This window comes from Dongia sp. agr-C8 (genome assembly GCF_054658695.1).
Genome location: NZ_BAAGHZ010000001.1, coordinates 140,366 through 156,294 on the forward strand (window position 1 = coordinate 140,366; position 15,929 = coordinate 156,294).

Annotated in this window: 17 protein-coding genes; 5 read left to right on the forward strand and 12 right to left on the reverse strand. The window is 66.3% G+C overall.

From position 1 onward, the window contains the following. Positions 1 to 17: 17 nt before the first annotated feature. The 4 genes from ACYQ4T_RS00635 to ACYQ4T_RS00650 form a co-directional block, all read right to left on the reverse strand. Entirely contained in the window at positions 18 to 1,562 is a 1,545-nt protein-coding gene (locus ACYQ4T_RS00635; RefSeq protein WP_459849894.1) for a tripartite tricarboxylate transporter permease, read from the reverse strand. Next, positions 1,562 to 2,047, reverse strand: a complete 486-nt coding sequence (locus ACYQ4T_RS00640) for a tripartite tricarboxylate transporter TctB family protein (protein WP_459849896.1) — start codon at positions 2,045 to 2,047, stop codon at positions 1,562 to 1,564. The genes ACYQ4T_RS00635 and ACYQ4T_RS00640 overlap by 1 nt, the downstream gene beginning before the upstream one ends. Then, the gene (locus ACYQ4T_RS00645; protein WP_459849898.1) at positions 2,044 to 2,988 is read right to left on the reverse strand and encodes a Bug family tripartite tricarboxylate transporter substrate binding protein; all 945 of its coding nucleotides are present in this window, start codon (positions 2,986 to 2,988) and stop codon (positions 2,044 to 2,046) included. The genes ACYQ4T_RS00640 and ACYQ4T_RS00645 overlap by 4 nt, the downstream gene beginning before the upstream one ends. Before the next feature lie 159 nt (positions 2,989 to 3,147). After that, complete coding sequence (locus ACYQ4T_RS00650; protein ID WP_459849900.1) at positions 3,148 to 4,044, reverse strand: DMT family transporter; 897 nt, start codon at positions 4,042 to 4,044, stop codon at positions 3,148 to 3,150. A 215-nt stretch (positions 4,045 to 4,259) separates the two neighbouring features. Between ACYQ4T_RS00650 and gcvA the strand changes: the two genes are divergently transcribed. Both gcvA and ACYQ4T_RS00660 read left to right on the forward strand, forming a co-directional pair. Further along, a complete protein-coding gene (gcvA, locus tag ACYQ4T_RS00655; protein WP_459849902.1) occupies positions 4,260 to 5,213 on the forward strand; it encodes a transcriptional regulator GcvA in 954 nt (317 codons plus the stop codon). Between the two features lie 80 nt (positions 5,214 to 5,293). Then, on the forward strand, positions 5,294 to 5,773 hold the full coding sequence (locus ACYQ4T_RS00660; protein WP_459849904.1) for a CreA family protein: 480 nt from the start codon (positions 5,294 to 5,296) through the stop codon (positions 5,771 to 5,773). On the opposite strand, the gene ACYQ4T_RS00665 is transcribed toward ACYQ4T_RS00660, so the two are convergent. From ACYQ4T_RS00665 to msrB (ACYQ4T_RS00690), 6 genes are all read right to left on the reverse strand, one after another. Next, positions 5,763 to 6,170 (reverse strand): response regulator, encoded by a 408-nt coding sequence (locus ACYQ4T_RS00665; RefSeq protein WP_459849906.1) that lies wholly within the window; start codon positions 6,168 to 6,170, stop codon positions 5,763 to 5,765. The genes ACYQ4T_RS00660 and ACYQ4T_RS00665 overlap by 11 nt on opposite strands. An 84-nt stretch (positions 6,171 to 6,254) precedes the next feature. Then, entirely contained in the window at positions 6,255 to 6,785 is a 531-nt protein-coding gene (gene msrA / locus ACYQ4T_RS00670) for a peptide-methionine (S)-S-oxide reductase MsrA (RefSeq protein WP_459849908.1), read from the reverse strand. Beyond that, the gene (gene msrB / locus ACYQ4T_RS00675; RefSeq protein WP_459849910.1) at positions 6,782 to 7,231 is read right to left on the reverse strand and encodes a peptide-methionine (R)-S-oxide reductase MsrB; all 450 of its coding nucleotides are present in this window, start codon (positions 7,229 to 7,231) and stop codon (positions 6,782 to 6,784) included. The genes msrA (ACYQ4T_RS00670) and msrB (ACYQ4T_RS00675) overlap by 4 nt, the downstream gene beginning before the upstream one ends. Positions 7,232 to 7,341: 110 nt before the next feature. Next, on the reverse strand, positions 7,342 to 8,313 hold the full coding sequence (locus ACYQ4T_RS00680) for a S1C family serine protease (RefSeq protein ID WP_459849911.1): 972 nt from the start codon (positions 8,311 to 8,313) through the stop codon (positions 7,342 to 7,344). Between the two features lie 121 nt (positions 8,314 to 8,434). Next, the gene (msrA, locus tag ACYQ4T_RS00685; protein WP_459849913.1) at positions 8,435 to 9,163 is read right to left on the reverse strand and encodes a peptide-methionine (S)-S-oxide reductase MsrA; all 729 of its coding nucleotides are present in this window, start codon (positions 9,161 to 9,163) and stop codon (positions 8,435 to 8,437) included. 10 nt (positions 9,164 to 9,173) lie between these two features. Further along, positions 9,174 to 9,668: a peptide-methionine (R)-S-oxide reductase MsrB gene (gene msrB, locus ACYQ4T_RS00690; protein WP_459849914.1), complete on the reverse strand. Its 495-nt coding sequence runs from the start codon at positions 9,666 to 9,668 to the stop codon at positions 9,174 to 9,176. Positions 9,669 to 9,938: 270 nt separating this feature from the next. On the opposite strand from msrB (ACYQ4T_RS00690), the gene ACYQ4T_RS00695 reads away from it, so the two are divergent. Continuing rightward, a complete protein-coding gene (locus ACYQ4T_RS00695; protein ID WP_459849915.1) occupies positions 9,939 to 10,784 on the forward strand; it encodes a dienelactone hydrolase family protein in 846 nt (281 codons plus the stop codon). A 100-nt stretch (positions 10,785 to 10,884) separates the two neighbouring features. Here ACYQ4T_RS00695 and ku read toward each other — a convergent pair whose 3' ends face one another. Beyond that, on the reverse strand, positions 10,885 to 11,742 hold the full coding sequence (gene ku, locus ACYQ4T_RS00700) for a non-homologous end joining protein Ku (protein WP_459849916.1): 858 nt from the start codon (positions 11,740 to 11,742) through the stop codon (positions 10,885 to 10,887). A 2-nt stretch (positions 11,743 to 11,744) separates the two neighbouring features. Next, the gene (ligD, locus tag ACYQ4T_RS00705; protein WP_459849917.1) at positions 11,745 to 14,381 is read right to left on the reverse strand and encodes a DNA ligase D; all 2,637 of its coding nucleotides are present in this window, start codon (positions 14,379 to 14,381) and stop codon (positions 11,745 to 11,747) included. A 206-nt stretch (positions 14,382 to 14,587) separates the two neighbouring features. Between ligD and ACYQ4T_RS00710 the strand changes: the two genes are divergently transcribed. Both ACYQ4T_RS00710 and ACYQ4T_RS00715 read left to right on the forward strand, forming a co-directional pair. Next, on the forward strand, positions 14,588 to 15,448 hold the full coding sequence (locus ACYQ4T_RS00710; protein ID WP_459849919.1) for an FAD binding domain-containing protein: 861 nt from the start codon (positions 14,588 to 14,590) through the stop codon (positions 15,446 to 15,448). Positions 15,449 to 15,450: 2 nt separating this feature from the next. Continuing rightward, on the forward strand, positions 15,451 to 15,927 hold the full coding sequence (locus ACYQ4T_RS00715; protein ID WP_459849921.1) for a (2Fe-2S)-binding protein: 477 nt from the start codon (positions 15,451 to 15,453) through the stop codon (positions 15,925 to 15,927). Positions 15,928 to 15,929 lie beyond the last annotated feature (2 nt).

The following is a 15,929-nucleotide window of genomic DNA, read 5'->3' on the forward strand; positions in this document are numbered from 1 at the left end:
TCGCGGCCTCCAGCTCGCTAGTCCTCGTCGGTCGCGATCTGCTCCAGCAGCCTGGCCTTGCCCCGGGCGCGCAGATAAAGCGGCACCACGACCGCGGCGGCGGCGAGGAGCCAGAGCAGGATCGCGATCCAGGAATGGAACAGGGCCAGCCAGTCGCCCTGGCTGATCTGCAAGGCCTGGCGCAGGCTCTTCTCCGCCATCGGCCCGAGGATCAGGCCGACCACCACCGGCGCGATCGGATAATGGAAGCGGCGGAGCACATAGCCGAGAATGCCGAAGGCCAACAGCAGGCCGAGCCCGAAGGAGACCGGGACAGGCCCGAGCATCGCCGTCGAGCCATCGGCGCCGATCGTGCCCAGGGTCGCGAACAGCAGGATGCCGGCATAGAGCCAGGGCTGCGGGATGGTGAGCAGCTTCACCCAGAGCCCGATCAGCGGCAGGTTCAGGACCAGCAGCATCAGGTTCGCGACCAGCAGGCTGGCGATCAGGCCCCAGACCAGCGGCGCGTTGGTGGCGAAGAGCAGGGGCCCCGGCTGCAGCCCGAATTGCTGGAAGCCCGCCAGCATGATCGCCGCCGTCGCCGTCGTCGGCAGGCCGAGCGTCAGCAGCGGCACCAGGGTGCCGGCGGCGGAAGCGTTGTTGGCGGCCTCCGGCCCGGCCACGCCTTCGATGGCACCCTTGCCGAATTCCTGCGGGTCCTTGGCGAAATGCTTCTCGACCGAATAGGAGAGGAAGCTCGAGACATCGGCGCCGCCGGCGGGCATGGCGCCGATCGGAAAGCCGATCGCGGTGCCGCGCAGCCAGGACTTCCAGGACCGCTTCCAGTCCGAGCGATTCATCCAGACCGAGCCCTTGATCGCCTCGATCTTGCCGTCGCTCATGCGGTGCTGCGCCACCACCGCCAGCGCCTCGCCGACCGCGAACAGGGCCACCGCGAGCGTGGTTACCGAGATCCCGTCGAGCAGGTTCGGCAGGCCCATGCTGAGCCGCGCCTGGCCGGTGAGCTGGTCGATGCCGATCAGCCCGAGCGTCAAGCCGATCACCAGCGAGGTGAGACCGCGCAAGGTGGATTCGCCGAATGCCGCCGAGACGGTCATGAAGGCCAGCAGCATCAGCGCGAAATATTCCGACGGCCCGAACTTGAGGGCGAACTGCACCACCGAGGGCGCGATGAAGGCGAGTCCCAGCGTCGCCAGCAATCCGGCGATGAAGGATCCGATCGCCGCGGTTGCCAGCGCCGGCCCGCCGCGGCCCTGCTTGGCCATCTGGTTGCCGTCGATCGCGGTGATGATCGAGGCGCTCTCGCCCGGCGTGTTCAAGAGGATCGAGGTGGTCGAGCCGCCATACATGCCGCCGTAGTAGATGCCGGCGAACATGATCAGCGAACCCGCCGGATCGAGCTTGTAGGTCACGGGGAGCAGCAGCGCCACGGTCAGCGCCGGGCCGATCCCCGGCAGCACGCCGACCGCGGTGCCGAGCGTGACGCCGATCAGCGCGAACAGCAGATGCGACGGCTGGAACGCGGTCTGCAATCCCTGCCACAGCAGCTCGAAGGTCTCCATCAGAACAGCTTCTCGAGCGGGCCGGCGGGAAGCGTCAGCTGCAGTCCCTTGGCGAAAATGAACCAGACCACGAAGGAGAGGACGATGCCGATCGGGATCGTCATCCAGAGCGGACCGCGGCCGAAGCCGCGTGCCGCTGCCGCGAACAGCAGCCCGGTCGCGATCGAGAAGCCGACGGTCTTCATGGTCAGCAGTTGCACCGCCAGCCCGCCGACCAGCCAGAGCATCGGCGGGATGTCCTGCTTCTGCCGCTTCGGGAACGTGCCGCGGATTCCCGCGACCGCGGTGCACACACCCAACACCGCCAGCGCGCCCGCCATGATGAAGGGCACCGCCCGGGCGCCCACCGGGGAATAGCCCATCGTGGTCGGCTGATGCAGGGTCGCCCAGCCGACCGCTGCGCCGGCCAGCACCAGGATCGCCGCGATGACGAGGACCGCCCGGTCGGGTCCCGACCGGGCGGTCTCCTTGCTATCCGCGCTCACTTGACGAGGCCGATGTCCTTCAGGATCGCGCCGGTCGCCTCGACATCCTTCTTCAGCTGCGCCGAGAAGGCATCGCCGGCGAGATAGGTGTTGGCCCAGCCCTTGTCGGCCAAGGTCTTCTGCCAGGCCGGCGAGTTCACCATCTTCTCAATATCCGCGGTGATCGCCGCCTTCTGCTCGGCGCTGATGCCGGGCGCCGCCGCGACCATGCGCCAGTTCTGGATCGAGACATCGACGCCGGATTCCTTGAAGGTCGGGGCGTCGATACCGGCGACCCGCTCGTCCGAGGAGATGCCGATCAGCCGCAGCGCCCCCGCCTTGATCTGCTCGGCGAACTCGCCGTAGCCGGAGATGCCGACGGTGACCTGGTTGCCGAGGATCGCCGCCAGCGCTTCGCCGCCGCCGGAGAAGGCGACGTAGTTGACCTTGGTCGGATCGACGCCGACGGCTTTGGCGATCAGGCCCGCGGTGATGTGGTCGGTGCCACCGGCCGAGCCGCCGCCCCAGGAGACCGAGCCGGGATCGGCCTTCAGCTTCTCGACCAGGCCATTCATGTCCTTGATCTCGGAAGCGGCCGGCACGACGATGGCCTCATACTCGCCGGTCAAACGCGCGATCGGCGTGACCTGGTCGAGGGTCACCGGCGAATTGTTGGTGAGGATCGCGCCCACCATCACGTAGCCGCCGACGATCAGCTGCGAAGGATCGCCGCTGGTCTGGTTGACGAATTGCGCGAGGCCGATCGTGCCGCCGGCGCCGGGAACGTTGGTCACCTGCACGCTGGGCGAGATGCCGCCGTCCTGCAACGCCGCCTGCATGGCGCGGGCGGTCTGGTCCCAGCCGCCGCCCGGCGCCGCCGGGGCCATGATCTTGTAGTCTTCAGCCTGCGCCGGCAGGGCGAAAGCGGCGGCCAGTAGAGCTGCAGCGAAGAAATTTCTCACGAAGCTCCTCCCAAAATGACGCCCGCCGTCATCGCGGCAGGTCTGATTGCACGGACGGCGACCCGTCACGCTGTCAGCATTTTGTCAACTCGCGGATGGGGTCGCAAGGCTTTGGGGCCGTGCGGCAGCCGACGGAAACTCCGACTTTCGTCGGTGTCGTCAGGCCTTCTCCGCGCTGAGCACGGTTTGCGGCAGTCGCTCGCCGCGCGCGAGCCAGACTCCCGCCAGGCAGAGCAGCAGGCCGGCCCAGGTGTAGAGCGACATCGGCTCGCCGAACATCGCCCAGGCCCAGACCAGGGTCACCGGCGGGGTCAGGTAGATCAGGCTGCTGGTCCGCACTGTCCCTGAGCGCATCAGGCAGAGATAGTAGAAGCCATAGCCGCCCAAGGTGGAGAACAGGATCGCCCAGCCGACCGCGCCGGCGAAATGCCAGCTCGGCTCCGGCCAGAATACGCCCTGGTACAGCGCCACCGGCACGAACAGCACCGCCGTCACCGTGGTCTGCATGGCCAGCGCGGGGCCGAGATCCGAACCGTCCCACTTCGCCTTGGCGATGAGGGTGGTGACGACCATCGCCGCCATCGAGGCGAAGCTGCAGAGATAGCCGAGCAGCTGGTCGCTCCCCGTGAGGCCACCGACCGAGAACAACACGCCGACGAAGCCGATGGCGAGGCCGATCCACTGGATCCTGATGACGCGTTCGCCGAGCAGCGGCCCGGCCAGCACCGCGGCGGCCAGCGGCTGCAGCGCGGAGATGAGCGCGCCGGTTCCGGCGGGGAGGCCGAGGTTGATCGCCTGGATGCCGAGCCCGACGCAGGCGAACATGCCGATCACGCCAAGCAGGCTGTGCAGCGCGACCCAGCGCCAGGTGACGCCGCGGCTAAACGCGGCAATGAGGAACGGCGAGAACAGCAGCGCCACGCCGACGAAGCGCCAGAGCAGCACCCGCACGATCGATCCGGTATCCGCGGCGATGATCGCGCCGACATAGCCGGAGCTCCAGGCCAGGATCAGCCCGATCTGGAACACCAGCAAGGGAACGCGTGAAAACGGCATCGCGGACTTCAAGGCGCAAAAAAGGAGAGCGACCGCGCCAGGAGCCGATCGCTCTCCCAAGAGGTTGAGCAGCTGCAAGACTGCGATGCCGCGCCGGCGACTTCAAACGAATCCTTTTTGCAGGTGCCATGAATGCGATTTGGGCTCGAAGGCGCCGCTCTTCTGCGCCGCAAGCATTGCTGCTAGGTTCAGCCGCGCGGCAAAACGGTGAGAGCATGAGTCGGCCGATACGGGGATTTGGCGCGCTGCCTTCTTTCGCGGCGGCGGCGCGCTGGCAGAGCTTCACGGCGGCGGCCGACGAGCTCGGCGTGACGCAGGCGGCGGTCAGCCACCAGATCCGCGAGCTCGAGGAGCAGCTCGGCGTGAAGCTGTTCCACCGCACCGCCCGCGCGGTCCGGCTCACCGCCTCGGGCGAGATCCTGAAGAAGGCGGTCGATGGCGCCTTAGAGGACATCGCCGAGGCGATGGCCCAGCTGAAGCCCACCAAGCCGAGCCTCCGGGTCAGCGTCGCGCCGTCCTTCGCCTCGAAATGGCTGGTGCCGCGGCTCGATCGCTTCCTCGCCCAGGTGCCGGAGATCGACGTCTTCATCGACGTCCAGAACCGGATCGTCGAGCTCTCGGGCCGCGAGCACCATGTCGCAATCCAGTTCGGCGTCGGCACCTTTCCGGACTATCAGGTCGACCGGCTGGGCGACGAATATATCGTGCCGGTCTGCAGCCCGGCCTTGCTGCAGGGCGTGCGCCGCAAGCCCGACCCGCGCGAGCTGCTGCGCCACACCCTGCTGGAGGTGGATTGGCATTCCCAGGGCGCCAACTGGCCGAACTGGGAGACCTGGCTCGACGCCGCGAACCTCAAAGGCGTGCGGCGCGGACGCACCGTGCGCTTCGTCCATTCCGCGCTGGCGATCCAGGCGGCGATCGAGGGCCAGGGCATCGCGCTCGGCGATTCCACCCTGATCGGCGACGACCTCGCGGCCGGGCGCCTGATCAAGCCGTTCGACCTGGTGCTGCGCGGGCCGAAGCAGTTCGCCTATTTCCTGGTGAGCCGCCGCGGCCTCGCCAAGGGCTCGATCGAGGCGCAGTTCCGCGACTGGCTGCTGCGCGAGATCGCCGCGCCGCCCGCGGTCAAGCGCGGGCCTGGTTCCCGGTCGCGGAAACCGCGGCGATGATCTCTGCCTCTGGTCAGGACGCCGGCGGCACCTATCTATGTCGGCAACCACCCGACGCCATTTCGCCAAGGAGTCCCCGCGTGACCGCACACCGCCTGTCTTTCCTATTCGCCATCCTCGGCATGGCCCTGCTGATGGGTGCCGGTTCGGCCGCTGCGCAGGAGCGGATCGGCGCGACTTCGACCACCTTCCGCTGGGTCGGGCCGAACGACAAGGTGGTGGTGGACCGCTATGACGATCCCAAGGTGGAGAATGCCGCCTGCTACATCAGCCGCGCCGAGACCGGCGGCATCAGCGGGGCGGTGGGCCTGGCCGAGGACCCGAGCCGCTTCTCGATCGCCTGCCGCGCGGTCGGGCCGCTCAGGATCATCGGCAAGATCGACGAGAGCGAGGACGGCGAGGTGGTGTTCTCCGAGCGCACCTCGGCGGTCTTCAAGTCGCTGCAGGTGACGCGCTTCCACGACAGGACCAAGAACGTCCTGGTCTATCTCGTCACCTCGACCAAGATCGTCGAAGGCTCGCCCTTCAACTCGATCTCGGTGGTGCCGCTCAATCAGTAGCGCGCAAGGGTGCCGCTTCGAGGCAGCGGTCGATGGTGTCGACCAGATAGGCGGCGCTGAACGGCTTCTCAATCGTCGCACTGGCGCCGAGTTTCGCCGCCTGCGCCAGCACGTCGAAGCCGGCGCGACCGCCGGAGATGGCGATGATCGGCAGGTCGGAATTCCGGGCGCGAACCTGCTCGATCAGGGCAAAGCCGTCGCCGCCGCCGGCAAAGAAGATGTCGGTGACGATGATGTCGGGCCGGGATTCGGAGAAAGCGCGCAGCGCCGCATCGACGCTCTCGACCGGCTCCACCGTGTAGCCGGATGCGCCGAGGTAACGGACCATCACGCTCATGATGGCCTTGTCATCCTCGACGAACAGCACGCGCGGATTTGGGTCGGGTCTCGGATTCATTGATGCGTAAAGGCTCCACGACTTTCGCCACTATAGAGGAGGGGGCGGAAGCCGTGGAACCGCTTTTCGGCGGCCGTCGCGGACCTACTGCGCGGCCTGGGTCTTTTTCCGCTCGGGCAGCTTCCAGTCGGGGCGGATGAAGTGGCAGGTATAGCCGCTGGGATAGCGCTCCAGGTAGTCCTGGTGCTCGGGCTCGGCTTCCCAGAACGGTCCCACCGGGGCCACCTCGGTCACCACCTTGCCCGGCCAGAGGCCCGAGGCGTTGACGTCGGCTATGGTATCGTCGGCGACCTGCTTCTGCTCCGGGCTGGTGTAGTAGATCGCCGAGCGGTAGCTGGTGCCGCGGTCATTGCCCTGGCGGTTGAGCGTGGTCGGGTCATGGATCTGGAAGAAGAATTCCAGCAGCCGCCGGAAGCTGGTCTTCGCCGGATCAAAGACGATCTCGATCGCCTCGGCATGGCTGCCGTGGTTGCGGTAGGTGGCATTGGGCACGTCGCCGCCGGTATAGCCGACCCGCGTGCCGATGATACCCTCCTGGCGGCGGATGAGATCCTGCATGCCCCAGAAGCAGCCGCCGGCCAGAACCGCGCGTTCAGTCTTTCCAAGGTTGGTCATCGCACTTCCTCCACCTGGTTGAGATAGGCCCCGTAGCCCTCCGCCTCCATCCGGTCGCGATGGATGAAGCGCAGCGAAGCCGAATTGATGCAGTAGCGCAAGCCGCCGCGATCCCTAGGCCCGTCGTTGAAGACATGGCCAAGATGGCTGTCGCCGTGCTTGGAGCGCACCTCGGTTCGCACCATGCCATGGGTGGTGTCGCTGAGCTCCTGCACATTGGCCGGCTCGATCGGCTTGGTGAAGCTCGGCCAGCCGCAATGGGAATCGAACTTGTCCGCCGAGGCGAACAGCGGCTCGCCCGAGACGATATCCACATAGATTCCGGGTTCTTTATTGTGCAGCAGCGGTCCGGTCCCGGGATATTCGGTTCCGCTCTGCTGGGTCACCCGGTACTGCTCCGGGGTCAGTTTCGCAACGGCTTCCGCCGTCTTCCGGTATTCGGGCATGGATGGCTCCGAGGCTTGGGGTTCGCAAGATCATATGGCGCGCAGCCGGCCGGGGCGCAATGACCGATAGGTAGTACGCCGGGGACAAAGAAAGGTTACAGCGCGCCGTCCTAGTGCAGCTTCGGCGCCCGCATCATCTTCGCCCGGTCCACCGATTTCAGCGTGACGTCGAAGGTTACGCCGCGGCTCTTCAGGGTCAGCGGCACGTCCACCCCGGCGGTGCCCAGGGCCCAGAGCTTGTGGTAGAGCTCGAACAGGGTCGTCACCGCCTCACCCTTGACCGCGAGGATGACGTCGCCGACCTTGAGCTCGGCCTTGTCGGCGGGGCCTTTCGACGCCAGGCCGGCGACCACCACGTTGCCGTCGATCTCCGTCGCGTAGAGCCCGAGCCAGGGCCGGGCCGGTTTGTTGACGCGGCCATAGGCCGTCAAATCCGGCAGCGCCGGCTTCAGGAGGTCGATCGGCACCATCATGTTGAGATGGCGGGCCTTGCTGTTTGCGGCGCTGCTTTCGACCTGCAGCGAGCCGATGCCGATCAGGTCGCCCTGCTCCGAGATCAGCGCGGTGCCGCCCCAATTGGGGTGGGCGGGCGCCACGAAGAAGGCTTCGTCCAATGCGTATTCCCAATAGCCGGCGAAGGGCTCGCGGGCGATCAGGTTGCCGGCCAGCGAATGCGCGCGGCCGCCGGCGCCGCCGGTGACGACGCGGCTGCCGAGCTCGGTCGTTGCGGAGCTGCCGAGCTTGAGCGCCGGCAGGTCGAGCCGGCCGAGCGGCTGCACCAGGCCGAAGCCGGTCTCGTAATCGACGCCGAGCACATGGCCCTCGATCGCACTGCCGCCGTTGCGGTGGATCCAGACCGTCTCGGCCTCCATGACCAGGTAGCCGATGGTCAGGACCAGCCCGTTCTCGATCACGACGCCGTTGCCGGCGCGCTCGGTGCCGAGCGGCTCCGCCGTGAAGGCGTTGGCCGGCACCAGGGAATGCAGGCCGACCACCGCGTTGAGCGTGCGGTCGAGATCGAAAGCGTAGTCCGCGGGCTGCGGCTGCGCCGCGGCCGGGATCTTGTCTTCAGTGAGTGCCATGAACCCATGCCATATTGAAGCGGACGCCGGCAGCATATCACGTTGCCGGCGTCAAAATATGGTCAGCGGGCGGCGCGGCGGCAAGAGCCCGATGATTGCGGGCCGGGCGCGGTGGCTGAGATCACTGCCCCGCCATCACCAGCACCGGCTGCTCGCGCCAACGTTCGGGGTAGAGCCGCTCAAGGTCGCGGACCTTCGGCAGGTCGTTGATCACGATATAGGGCTGGTTCGGGTGCAGGGTCAGGTAGTCCTGGTGATAATCCTCGGCCGGATAGAAGGCCTTGCCTTCCTCGATCGTGGTGACGATGTCGTTGCCGAAGACCTTCGCCTCGTTCAGTTGCTTGATATAGGCCGCCGCGACCCTCGCCTGCTCGGGGCTGGCCGGGAAGATGGTCGAGCGGTATTGCGGCCCCATATCCGGACCCTGGTAGTTCAACTGCGTCGGGTCATGCGCCACCGAGAAGTAGATCTGCAGCAGGGCGCCATAGCTGATCTGGTGCGGGTCGTAGGTCACCTGCACCGATTCCGCATGGCCGGTCTCGCCGCTGCCCACCATCGCGTATTGCGCCGTCTCCGCGGCGCCGCCGGCATAGCCGGAGACCGCCCTGGTGACGCCTGCGACATGCTGGAACACACCCTGCACGCCCCAGAAGCAGCCACCCGCGAAGACCGCGGTCTCGGTCGCGACCGGCGACGCGCTGGCATCCACGTCGATGAGCGGCGCAGGTATCACCTTCGCTTCCTCGGCGCTGGATGGCGTCCCCTTCAGGCCGAGGGCCGCGGCGGCGATCGCGCCTGTCAGGAGCAGCACGGCGCCGGTCTGCGGCAGCAGCTTCTTCCAATGGGTCATCGTCGTTCTCCTAGGCGGCTGTCGGCGTGAAGGTCATAGCGACACCGTTCATGCAGTAGCGCAAGCCGGTCGGCGGCGGCCCGTCGTCGAAGACATGGCCGAGATGGCCGCCGCATTGCGCGCAGTGGACCGCGGTCCGCACCATCATGAAGCTGGTGTCGCTGGTTTCCCCGACCGCATGGTCGAGCGGCTTCCAGAAACTCGGCCAGCCGGTGCCGCTGTCGAACTTGGTCTCCGAGGCGAAGAGCTCGAGGCCGCAGCCGGCGCAGCCAAAGACGCCCTGGCGATGCTCCTCCAGCAGCGGGCTGGTGAAGGGCCGCTCGGTGCCCTCCTGGCGCAGCACGGCGTATTGCTCGGCGCTCAGCCGCGCCCGCCATTCGGCGTCGCTGTGCATGACCGCGAAGATCTCCTCGGCCTGCGGTGCGCCGGGCCGCAGGAAACGGTGCGCCGCCAGGGCCGCCGCGCCAAACACGCCGCCCGTCAGAAGCCATCGCCGGCTGAGCATGGGGAATTCTCCGATCCGTTTGGTGTCGCAGACAATTCGATCTTCGAGCGCACTTGGTTTCGCCTGCAGCGGCCCGTGCATCGGAGGCCGCGCCATTTGGAACCGTCGGGCTCTAACCACATGTTTCCGAAGGCGTGCCGGCGTTACCCGACCAATGCGCCGATTGATTTCATGGCGATGTCGAATCTCCCCATCACGCCAATGTGTTCGGTAGTTCGCGCCGCGCTTGGCAAGATACCTGTCTTCAGGGAATTTGTGGGAGTGCCGAGGATGAAGCAGACCATCATCGACCTCTATGACCGCTACACCCATGGTCATATCAGCCGCCGCAGCTTTCTCGATCGCTTGGCCGTGCTCGCCGGCGGCACGGCTGCGGCCTCCGCCATACTGCCGCTGCTGCAGAACAACTACGCGCTGGCGGAGACCGTCCCGGAGAGCGACAGCCGGATCAAGACCGAGACCGTCACCACCGCCGGCATCAGCACCTATGTCGCGAAACCCGCGACTGGCGACAAGTTCCCGACCGTGGTGGTGATCCACGAGAACCGCGGCCTCAACCCACATATCAAGGACGTGACCCGCCGGCTCGCCACCGAAGGCTATCTCGCGGTCGGCGTCGATATGCTGACTCCGCTGGGCGGCACCCCGGCGGACGAAGAGAAGGCGCGCGAGCTGATCGGCCAGCTGAAGCCCGAGGACGTCGCCGCGCAGTTGACTGCCGTGGTCGCCGCGGTGCGGGCCCGCCCGGATTCCAACGGCAAGGTCGGCGCGGTCGGCTTCTGCTGGGGTGGCGCGGCGACGAACAATCTCGCGGTCGCCGACCCGACACTCAACGCCGCCGTCGCCTATTACGGCCGCCAGCCGAGCGACGACAAGGCCGCGGCGATCCAGGCGCCGCTGCTGCTGCATTATGCCGGCATCGACGAGAACGTGAACAAGGGCATCGCGGGCTATGAAGCGGCGCTGAAGGCCAACGGCAAGAGCTTCGAGCTGCATATGTATGAAGGCGCCAACCACGCCTTCAACAACGACACCAACGAAGCCCGCTACAACAAAGACGCAGCCGACCTCGCCTGGGGCAGGACGTTGGCGTTCTTGAAGAAGAACCTGGGGTAGAAGGTTCGGCGAGAGACCCGCGGGTCAAGCCCGCGGGTGACGAATCTATCCAACTTCGTCATGCCCGGGCTTGGCCCGGGCATCTTTCCTCGGAGGCACCTCAAGCCCGCTTGCGCTGCGCCGTCTTCTTCGCCGCCGCCTTGGGCGCAGCCTTCTTGGCCGCGGCCTTGCCGCCGCCCTTCTCGGCGGCGACGCTGGCCTTCAGGGCTTCGAACAGGTTGACCACGTTGGAGGGCCGCTCGACCTCGGTGGGCGCGGTTATCTTCTTGCCCTTCATCTTGGCTTCGACCATGTCGCGGAGCGCGGCCTGGTAGCGGTCCTCGAACATCTTCAGGTCGAACTCACCCTCCATCCGCTCGACCAGGGTCTCGGCCAGGGCGAGGTTCTGCTTGTCGACCTTCACGTCCTTGATGTCGTCGAAGATTTCTTCCGGCAGGCGCACCTCGTCCGGATCGTGCAAGGTCACCAGCATGAAGCCCTTGCCGCGCGGCTGCACCATCACGGGATGCTCGCGCCGCGCCAGGACCAGGCGGCCGATCCCGACCACTTCCTTGGCTTTCAGTGCCTCACGAATGGTCGCGAAGATGTCGAGGCCGCTCTTGTCGTCCGGCTCGACGATGTACGGATTCTCCAGGAACAGCGGATCGACGTCGGCCGCCGGCACCACGCGCTCGATGGTGATGATCTCGGAGCTCTCGATCTTCAGCGCCTCGATCTCCTCGGGCTCGACCTTGACGTATTTACCCTTCTCGAACTCGTAGCCCATGATGGTCTCGTCGCGCTCGACCACCTTGCCGGTCTCGGCATCGATCATCTGCTGTCTGAGGCGGTTGCCGGTCTTCTTGTTCAGCTTGTGGAAGCGGATGTTCGAACTGCTGGTGGTGGCCGGCGTCAACCGCACCGGGCAGCTCACCAGAGCGAGACGCAAGTGCCCCCGCCACGTCGGTCTCAGCGCCATCGTTATCTCCCTCGACTCTTCTTCATGCGTTCCAGCGCGGTCTGCAGCGGCTTGGCACTCTTCGCATAGTCGCTCCAGGCCCTCGACTTCTTCAAGGCGGTCCAGGCCGTCTCGATCGTGTATTTCTTCGGGTCGAGCCCGGCCTTCACCTGCGGCCAATTGAGCGGCATCGCGACGGTCGCCCCCTCGCGCGCCCGGGTCGAGAGCGGTGCGACCGCGGTCGACATCCGGTCATTGCGCAGATAGTCCAGGAAGATCCGGCCCTTCCGCTTCGCCTTTGCCATGTTGACCACGTACTTGTCCGGTGCGTCGGCGGCGATCCGCTCGCAGAGCTCGCGGCAGAAGTCCTTCGCCTCCGGCCAGGTGACCTTGGTCTTGCCGGGCGCCAGGGGCACCACGACATGGAGGCCCTTGCCGCCGGTGGTCTTGCAGAAGGGCACCAGGCCCAGGGCCTCCAGCCATTCCTTGAACACCTTGGTCGCGGCGATGACCTCGGCGAAGTCGACATCCGGCCCCGGATCGAGGTCGAAGACCAGCCGCCCCGGCCGGTCCGGCTGGTCGGGCAGGCAGTTCCAGGGATGCAGCTCCAGCCCGCCGATCTGGGCTGCGGCGACCAGGCCCTCGACCCGGTTGATGACGACATAGGGCTTCCGGTCGCCGGAAACCTTCATCTCATCGATCAGTTTCGATTGGCCCATCATGGAATGGCGCTGAAAGAACTGCTCCTTCTTATAGCCGTCCGGCGCCCGGACGATGGAGCAGGGGATGCCCTTGATATGCGGCAGCAGCCAGGCGCCGACCTCCTCATAATAATGAGCCAGGTCCAGCTTGGTGACGCCAGGCCACATCTCCTTGTTCGGATTGCTGATCTTGACGCCCATGACTTCCGGCTTGCCGCTGGCCTTCCCGGTGGTTCTCTTGGACGTCGAACGGGGCTGGGGCATTTCGACATCCACCTCCTCGGGGTCGGCGGGTTTTTCGGCTTTGACTTCTACCGCGGGCTTGTCGGTCCGGAGGTCCTTAAAGGCGGCCTGGCGGACCATGCCGTCGGCGGTCCAGTTGGCGAACTCGATCTCGGCCACCAGCTCCGGCTTCACCCAGTTGATGCCGCTGGCATAGCGCGGCGCATTGGGCCCGGTGAACGGGCTCTGGTCGGTCTTCAGAGCCCGGATCTTCGGCAGGACGCGCTTTACCTTTGCGGCGCTGTAGCCGGTCCCCACTTTCCCGACATAGACCAGCTTGCCGCCCTTGCGGACACCGACCAGCAGCGAGCGGAGATGGGTCTGGTCGCCCCACCAGGCGCCGATCACCACCTCATGCCCGGGCCGCGCCTTGGATTTCACCCAGCCATGGCCGCGGCCGCCGCGATAGGGCGCGTTGGCGCGCTTCGAGATCAGCCCCTCGAGGCCCAGCTTCACGACCTGGTCCCAGACCGCCTTGCCATTACCCTCGACGTGATCGACATACTTGATGACGCCCGCGGCAGCGCCCTTCAATCCGGCCATTTCGTCCTTCAGCCGTGCCTTGCGTTCGAGCTGGCTCTCCTTGCGCAGGTCTTCACCGGCGATGAACAGGGCATCGAAGGCGAAGAAGATCAGCCGATCGGTCTTGCCGTCCGACAGCGCGGCCTGCAGCGCGGAGAAATTCGAAGCGCCACTCTCCTCGAGGGCACAGACCTCGCCGTCATAGATGCCGTCGCGCAAGCCCGCGGCCGCGGCTTCGGCGATTTCCGGAAACTTGTCGGTCCAGTCGAGGCCCTTGCGGGTGCGCAGCCGCGCCTCGCCGTCCTCGACCCGAAGCTGCATGCGATAGCCGTCGAACTTCAACTCGTGGATCCAGCCCTCGCCGCCCGGCGGATGGTCGATCACCTGCGCCAGCTGCGGCTCGACGAAATCCGGCATAGCTCCCGCTCGCCGCTTCGGCGCCGCCTTCGCGATCTTCTTCCTGAGCGCCTTCTCTTCCTTCTGATGCGAGCTGTCCCAGACCGCGGCGGCGGTGATCTTCAAGGCCTGGGTCTTCTTCAGCATGAAGGGCTTGGGCGCCTTGCCCTTGCCGGCGGCGATCTGCTCCAGCTTGCGGCCGGAGGCGATCGACTTGTCCAGCGCCAGCAGCTTCTCGGCGCCGCCTTCCTTGGCGTATTTGTCGCGGTGCTTGATCAAGAGCCAATTGGTGCGCTTGCCGCCGGTCCGGTCGAACTTCATCCGCACCAGCACCCAGGAGCCTTTCAGCCGCTCGCCGTCGAGCGTGAACTTGAAGTCGCCCTTCTTGATCATTTCTTCTGGCGACTTGTCGCCTTCCGGCGCCCAATAGCCGCGGTCCCAGAGCTGGACCGTGCCGCCGCCATACTGGCCCTTGGGGATAATCCCTTCGAAATCGCCGTATTCCAGCGGGTGGTCCTCGGTCTCGACCGCGAGGCGCTTGTCGGCCGGATCGTTGGAAGGCCCGCGGGTCACCGCCCAGGACTTGAAGACCCCGTCCAGCTCCAGCCGGAAGTCATAGTGCAGTCGGGTCGCGGCATGCTTCTGGATCACGTAGCGCAGCCGGTTCGACTTCGCGACCAGGCCCTCCGAGCCGCTCGGCTCGGCGGTTTTTTCGAAGTCCCGCATCTCGCGGTATTTCGTGAGCTTTTTCTGGGCCATGGACCGGATTTTGCGCGTTTCGAACCGAAATCAACCGGCTAAGGAAGCCTCGGTTGCCGCGACTTGTCCACAGGCCCCGGTCCAGGCCTTGGCCGAACCATTGCGAATGGGGCGCAGTTTCATGGAGCCACAATAGGTTGGGCTCTTGTGCTTAAGGTCCGGGAAGGTTTAGATCGGGACCGTTCCAAGGGAGTGGGAATGAAAAAATGAGATATGAGCGTCCGACCACGTTGCAGGCCGCATCGCAGCTGCTTGCCAAAGAAAAGGGCTCGGCCTACGTGCTGGCCGGCGGCACCGACCTCTTGGTCCGCCTCCGCACCGGCTTCATCGAGCCGGACCTGATCGTCGATATCAAGCGCATCGCCAGCACCAGGACCATCGCGAAGACCGCGACCGGCTTCAAGATCGGCGCGGCGGTGACCGGCGCCGAGCTGGGCGAGAATGCCGCCCTGAAGAAGGCCTGGCCCGGCGTGGTCGAGGCGGCGAACCTGATCGGCTCCAAGCAGGTCCAGGGCCGCTGCACCATGACCGGCAATCTCTGCAATGCCTCGCCGGCCGCCGACAGCGTCCCGGCCCTGGTCGCCGCGGCTGCCAAGGTGGTGATCGCCGGCCCGAAGGGCAAGCGGACGATCCCCGTCGAGCAGGTGCCGGTCGGACCCGGCAAGACCTCGCTGAAGAAGGGCGAGATCATCGAATCGATCCTGCTCCCGAAGCGGCCGCCGAAGTCCGGCGACGCCTATCTCCGCTTCATCCCCCGCACCGAGATGGACATCGCGGTGGTCGGCGTCGGGGTGAGCCTCACGTTGGATGCCAAGGGCGTGGTCAAGGCCGCGCGCGTGTCGCTCGGCGCGGTGGCGCCGACCGTGCTCCTGGTGCCGGAAGCCGCCAAGGCGATCATCGGCACGAAATTGGACGCCAAGGCGTTGGACGCGCTGGCCGCGGCCTGCTCGGCGGCCTGCAAGCCGATCGACGACAAGCGCGGCACCAAGGACTATCGCATCAAGGTGGCCGGCGTGCTGGCGAAGCGCGCGGCCAAGATCGCGCAGCAACGCGCGGGAGGGAAGTAAGAATGTCTGCCGTCAAAGTCTCCACCACGATCAACGGCGATCCCGTCGATTATGTCTGCGAGCCGGATGAGACCCTGCTCGACGTGCTGCGCAACCGCTTGGGCCTGACCGGCGCCAAGGAAGGCTGCAGCACCGGCGATTGCGGCGCCTGCAGCGTCACCATCGACGGTCGCCTGACCTGCTCCTGCCTGGTGCTCGGCGCCGAGGCCGACGGCCACAAGATCGATACGATCGAAGGCATGGCGCAGGGCGACAAGCTGCATCCCTTGCAGAAGAAGTTCATCGAGCATGCGGCACTCCAGTGCGGCATCTGCACGCCAGGCTTCCTGGTCGCCGCGAAGTCGCTGCTCGACCACAACCCGAAACCGACCGAGACCGAAGTCCGTTTCGCCCTGGCCGGCAATCTCTGCCGCTGCACGGGCTATGACAAGATCGTGCGCGCCGTGATGGATACGGCCGCCGAAATGCGGAGGGCCTGAAC

Coding starts and splice junctions, on each gene's coding strand:
- msrB (WP_459849910.1), bottom strand. CDS start 7,231: ATGCCCGAATACCGGAAGACGGCGGAAGCCGTTGCGAAACTGACCCCG.
- ACYQ4T_RS00680 (WP_459849911.1), bottom strand. CDS start 8,313: ATGGCACTCACTGAAGACAAGATCCCGGCCGCGGCGCAGCCGCAGCCC.
- msrB (WP_459849914.1), bottom strand. CDS start 9,668: ATGCTCAGCCGGCGATGGCTTCTGACGGGCGGCGTGTTTGGCGCGGCG.
- ligD (WP_459849917.1), bottom strand. CDS start 14,381: ATGGCCCAGAAAAAGCTCACGAAATACCGCGAGATGCGGGACTTCGAA.
- ACYQ4T_RS00695 (WP_459849915.1), top strand. CDS start 9,939: ATGAAGCAGACCATCATCGACCTCTATGACCGCTACACCCATGGTCAT.
- ku (WP_459849916.1), bottom strand. CDS start 11,742: ATGGCGCTGAGACCGACGTGGCGGGGGCACTTGCGTCTCGCTCTGGTG.
- gcvA (WP_459849902.1), top strand. CDS start 4,260: ATGAGTCGGCCGATACGGGGATTTGGCGCGCTGCCTTCTTTCGCGGCG.
- ACYQ4T_RS00715 (WP_459849921.1), top strand. CDS start 15,451: ATGTCTGCCGTCAAAGTCTCCACCACGATCAACGGCGATCCCGTCGAT.
- msrA (WP_459849908.1), bottom strand. CDS start 6,785: ATGACCAACCTTGGAAAGACTGAACGCGCGGTTCTGGCCGGCGGCTGC.
- msrA (WP_459849913.1), bottom strand. CDS start 9,163: ATGACCCATTGGAAGAAGCTGCTGCCGCAGACCGGCGCCGTGCTGCTC.
- ACYQ4T_RS00710 (WP_459849919.1), top strand. CDS start 14,588: ATGAGATATGAGCGTCCGACCACGTTGCAGGCCGCATCGCAGCTGCTT.
- ACYQ4T_RS00650 (WP_459849900.1), bottom strand. CDS start 4,044: ATGCCGTTTTCACGCGTTCCCTTGCTGGTGTTCCAGATCGGGCTGATC.
- ACYQ4T_RS00665 (WP_459849906.1), bottom strand. CDS start 6,170: ATGAATCCGAGACCCGACCCAAATCCGCGCGTGCTGTTCGTCGAGGAT.
- ACYQ4T_RS00635 (WP_459849894.1), bottom strand. CDS start 1,562: ATGGAGACCTTCGAGCTGCTGTGGCAGGGATTGCAGACCGCGTTCCAG.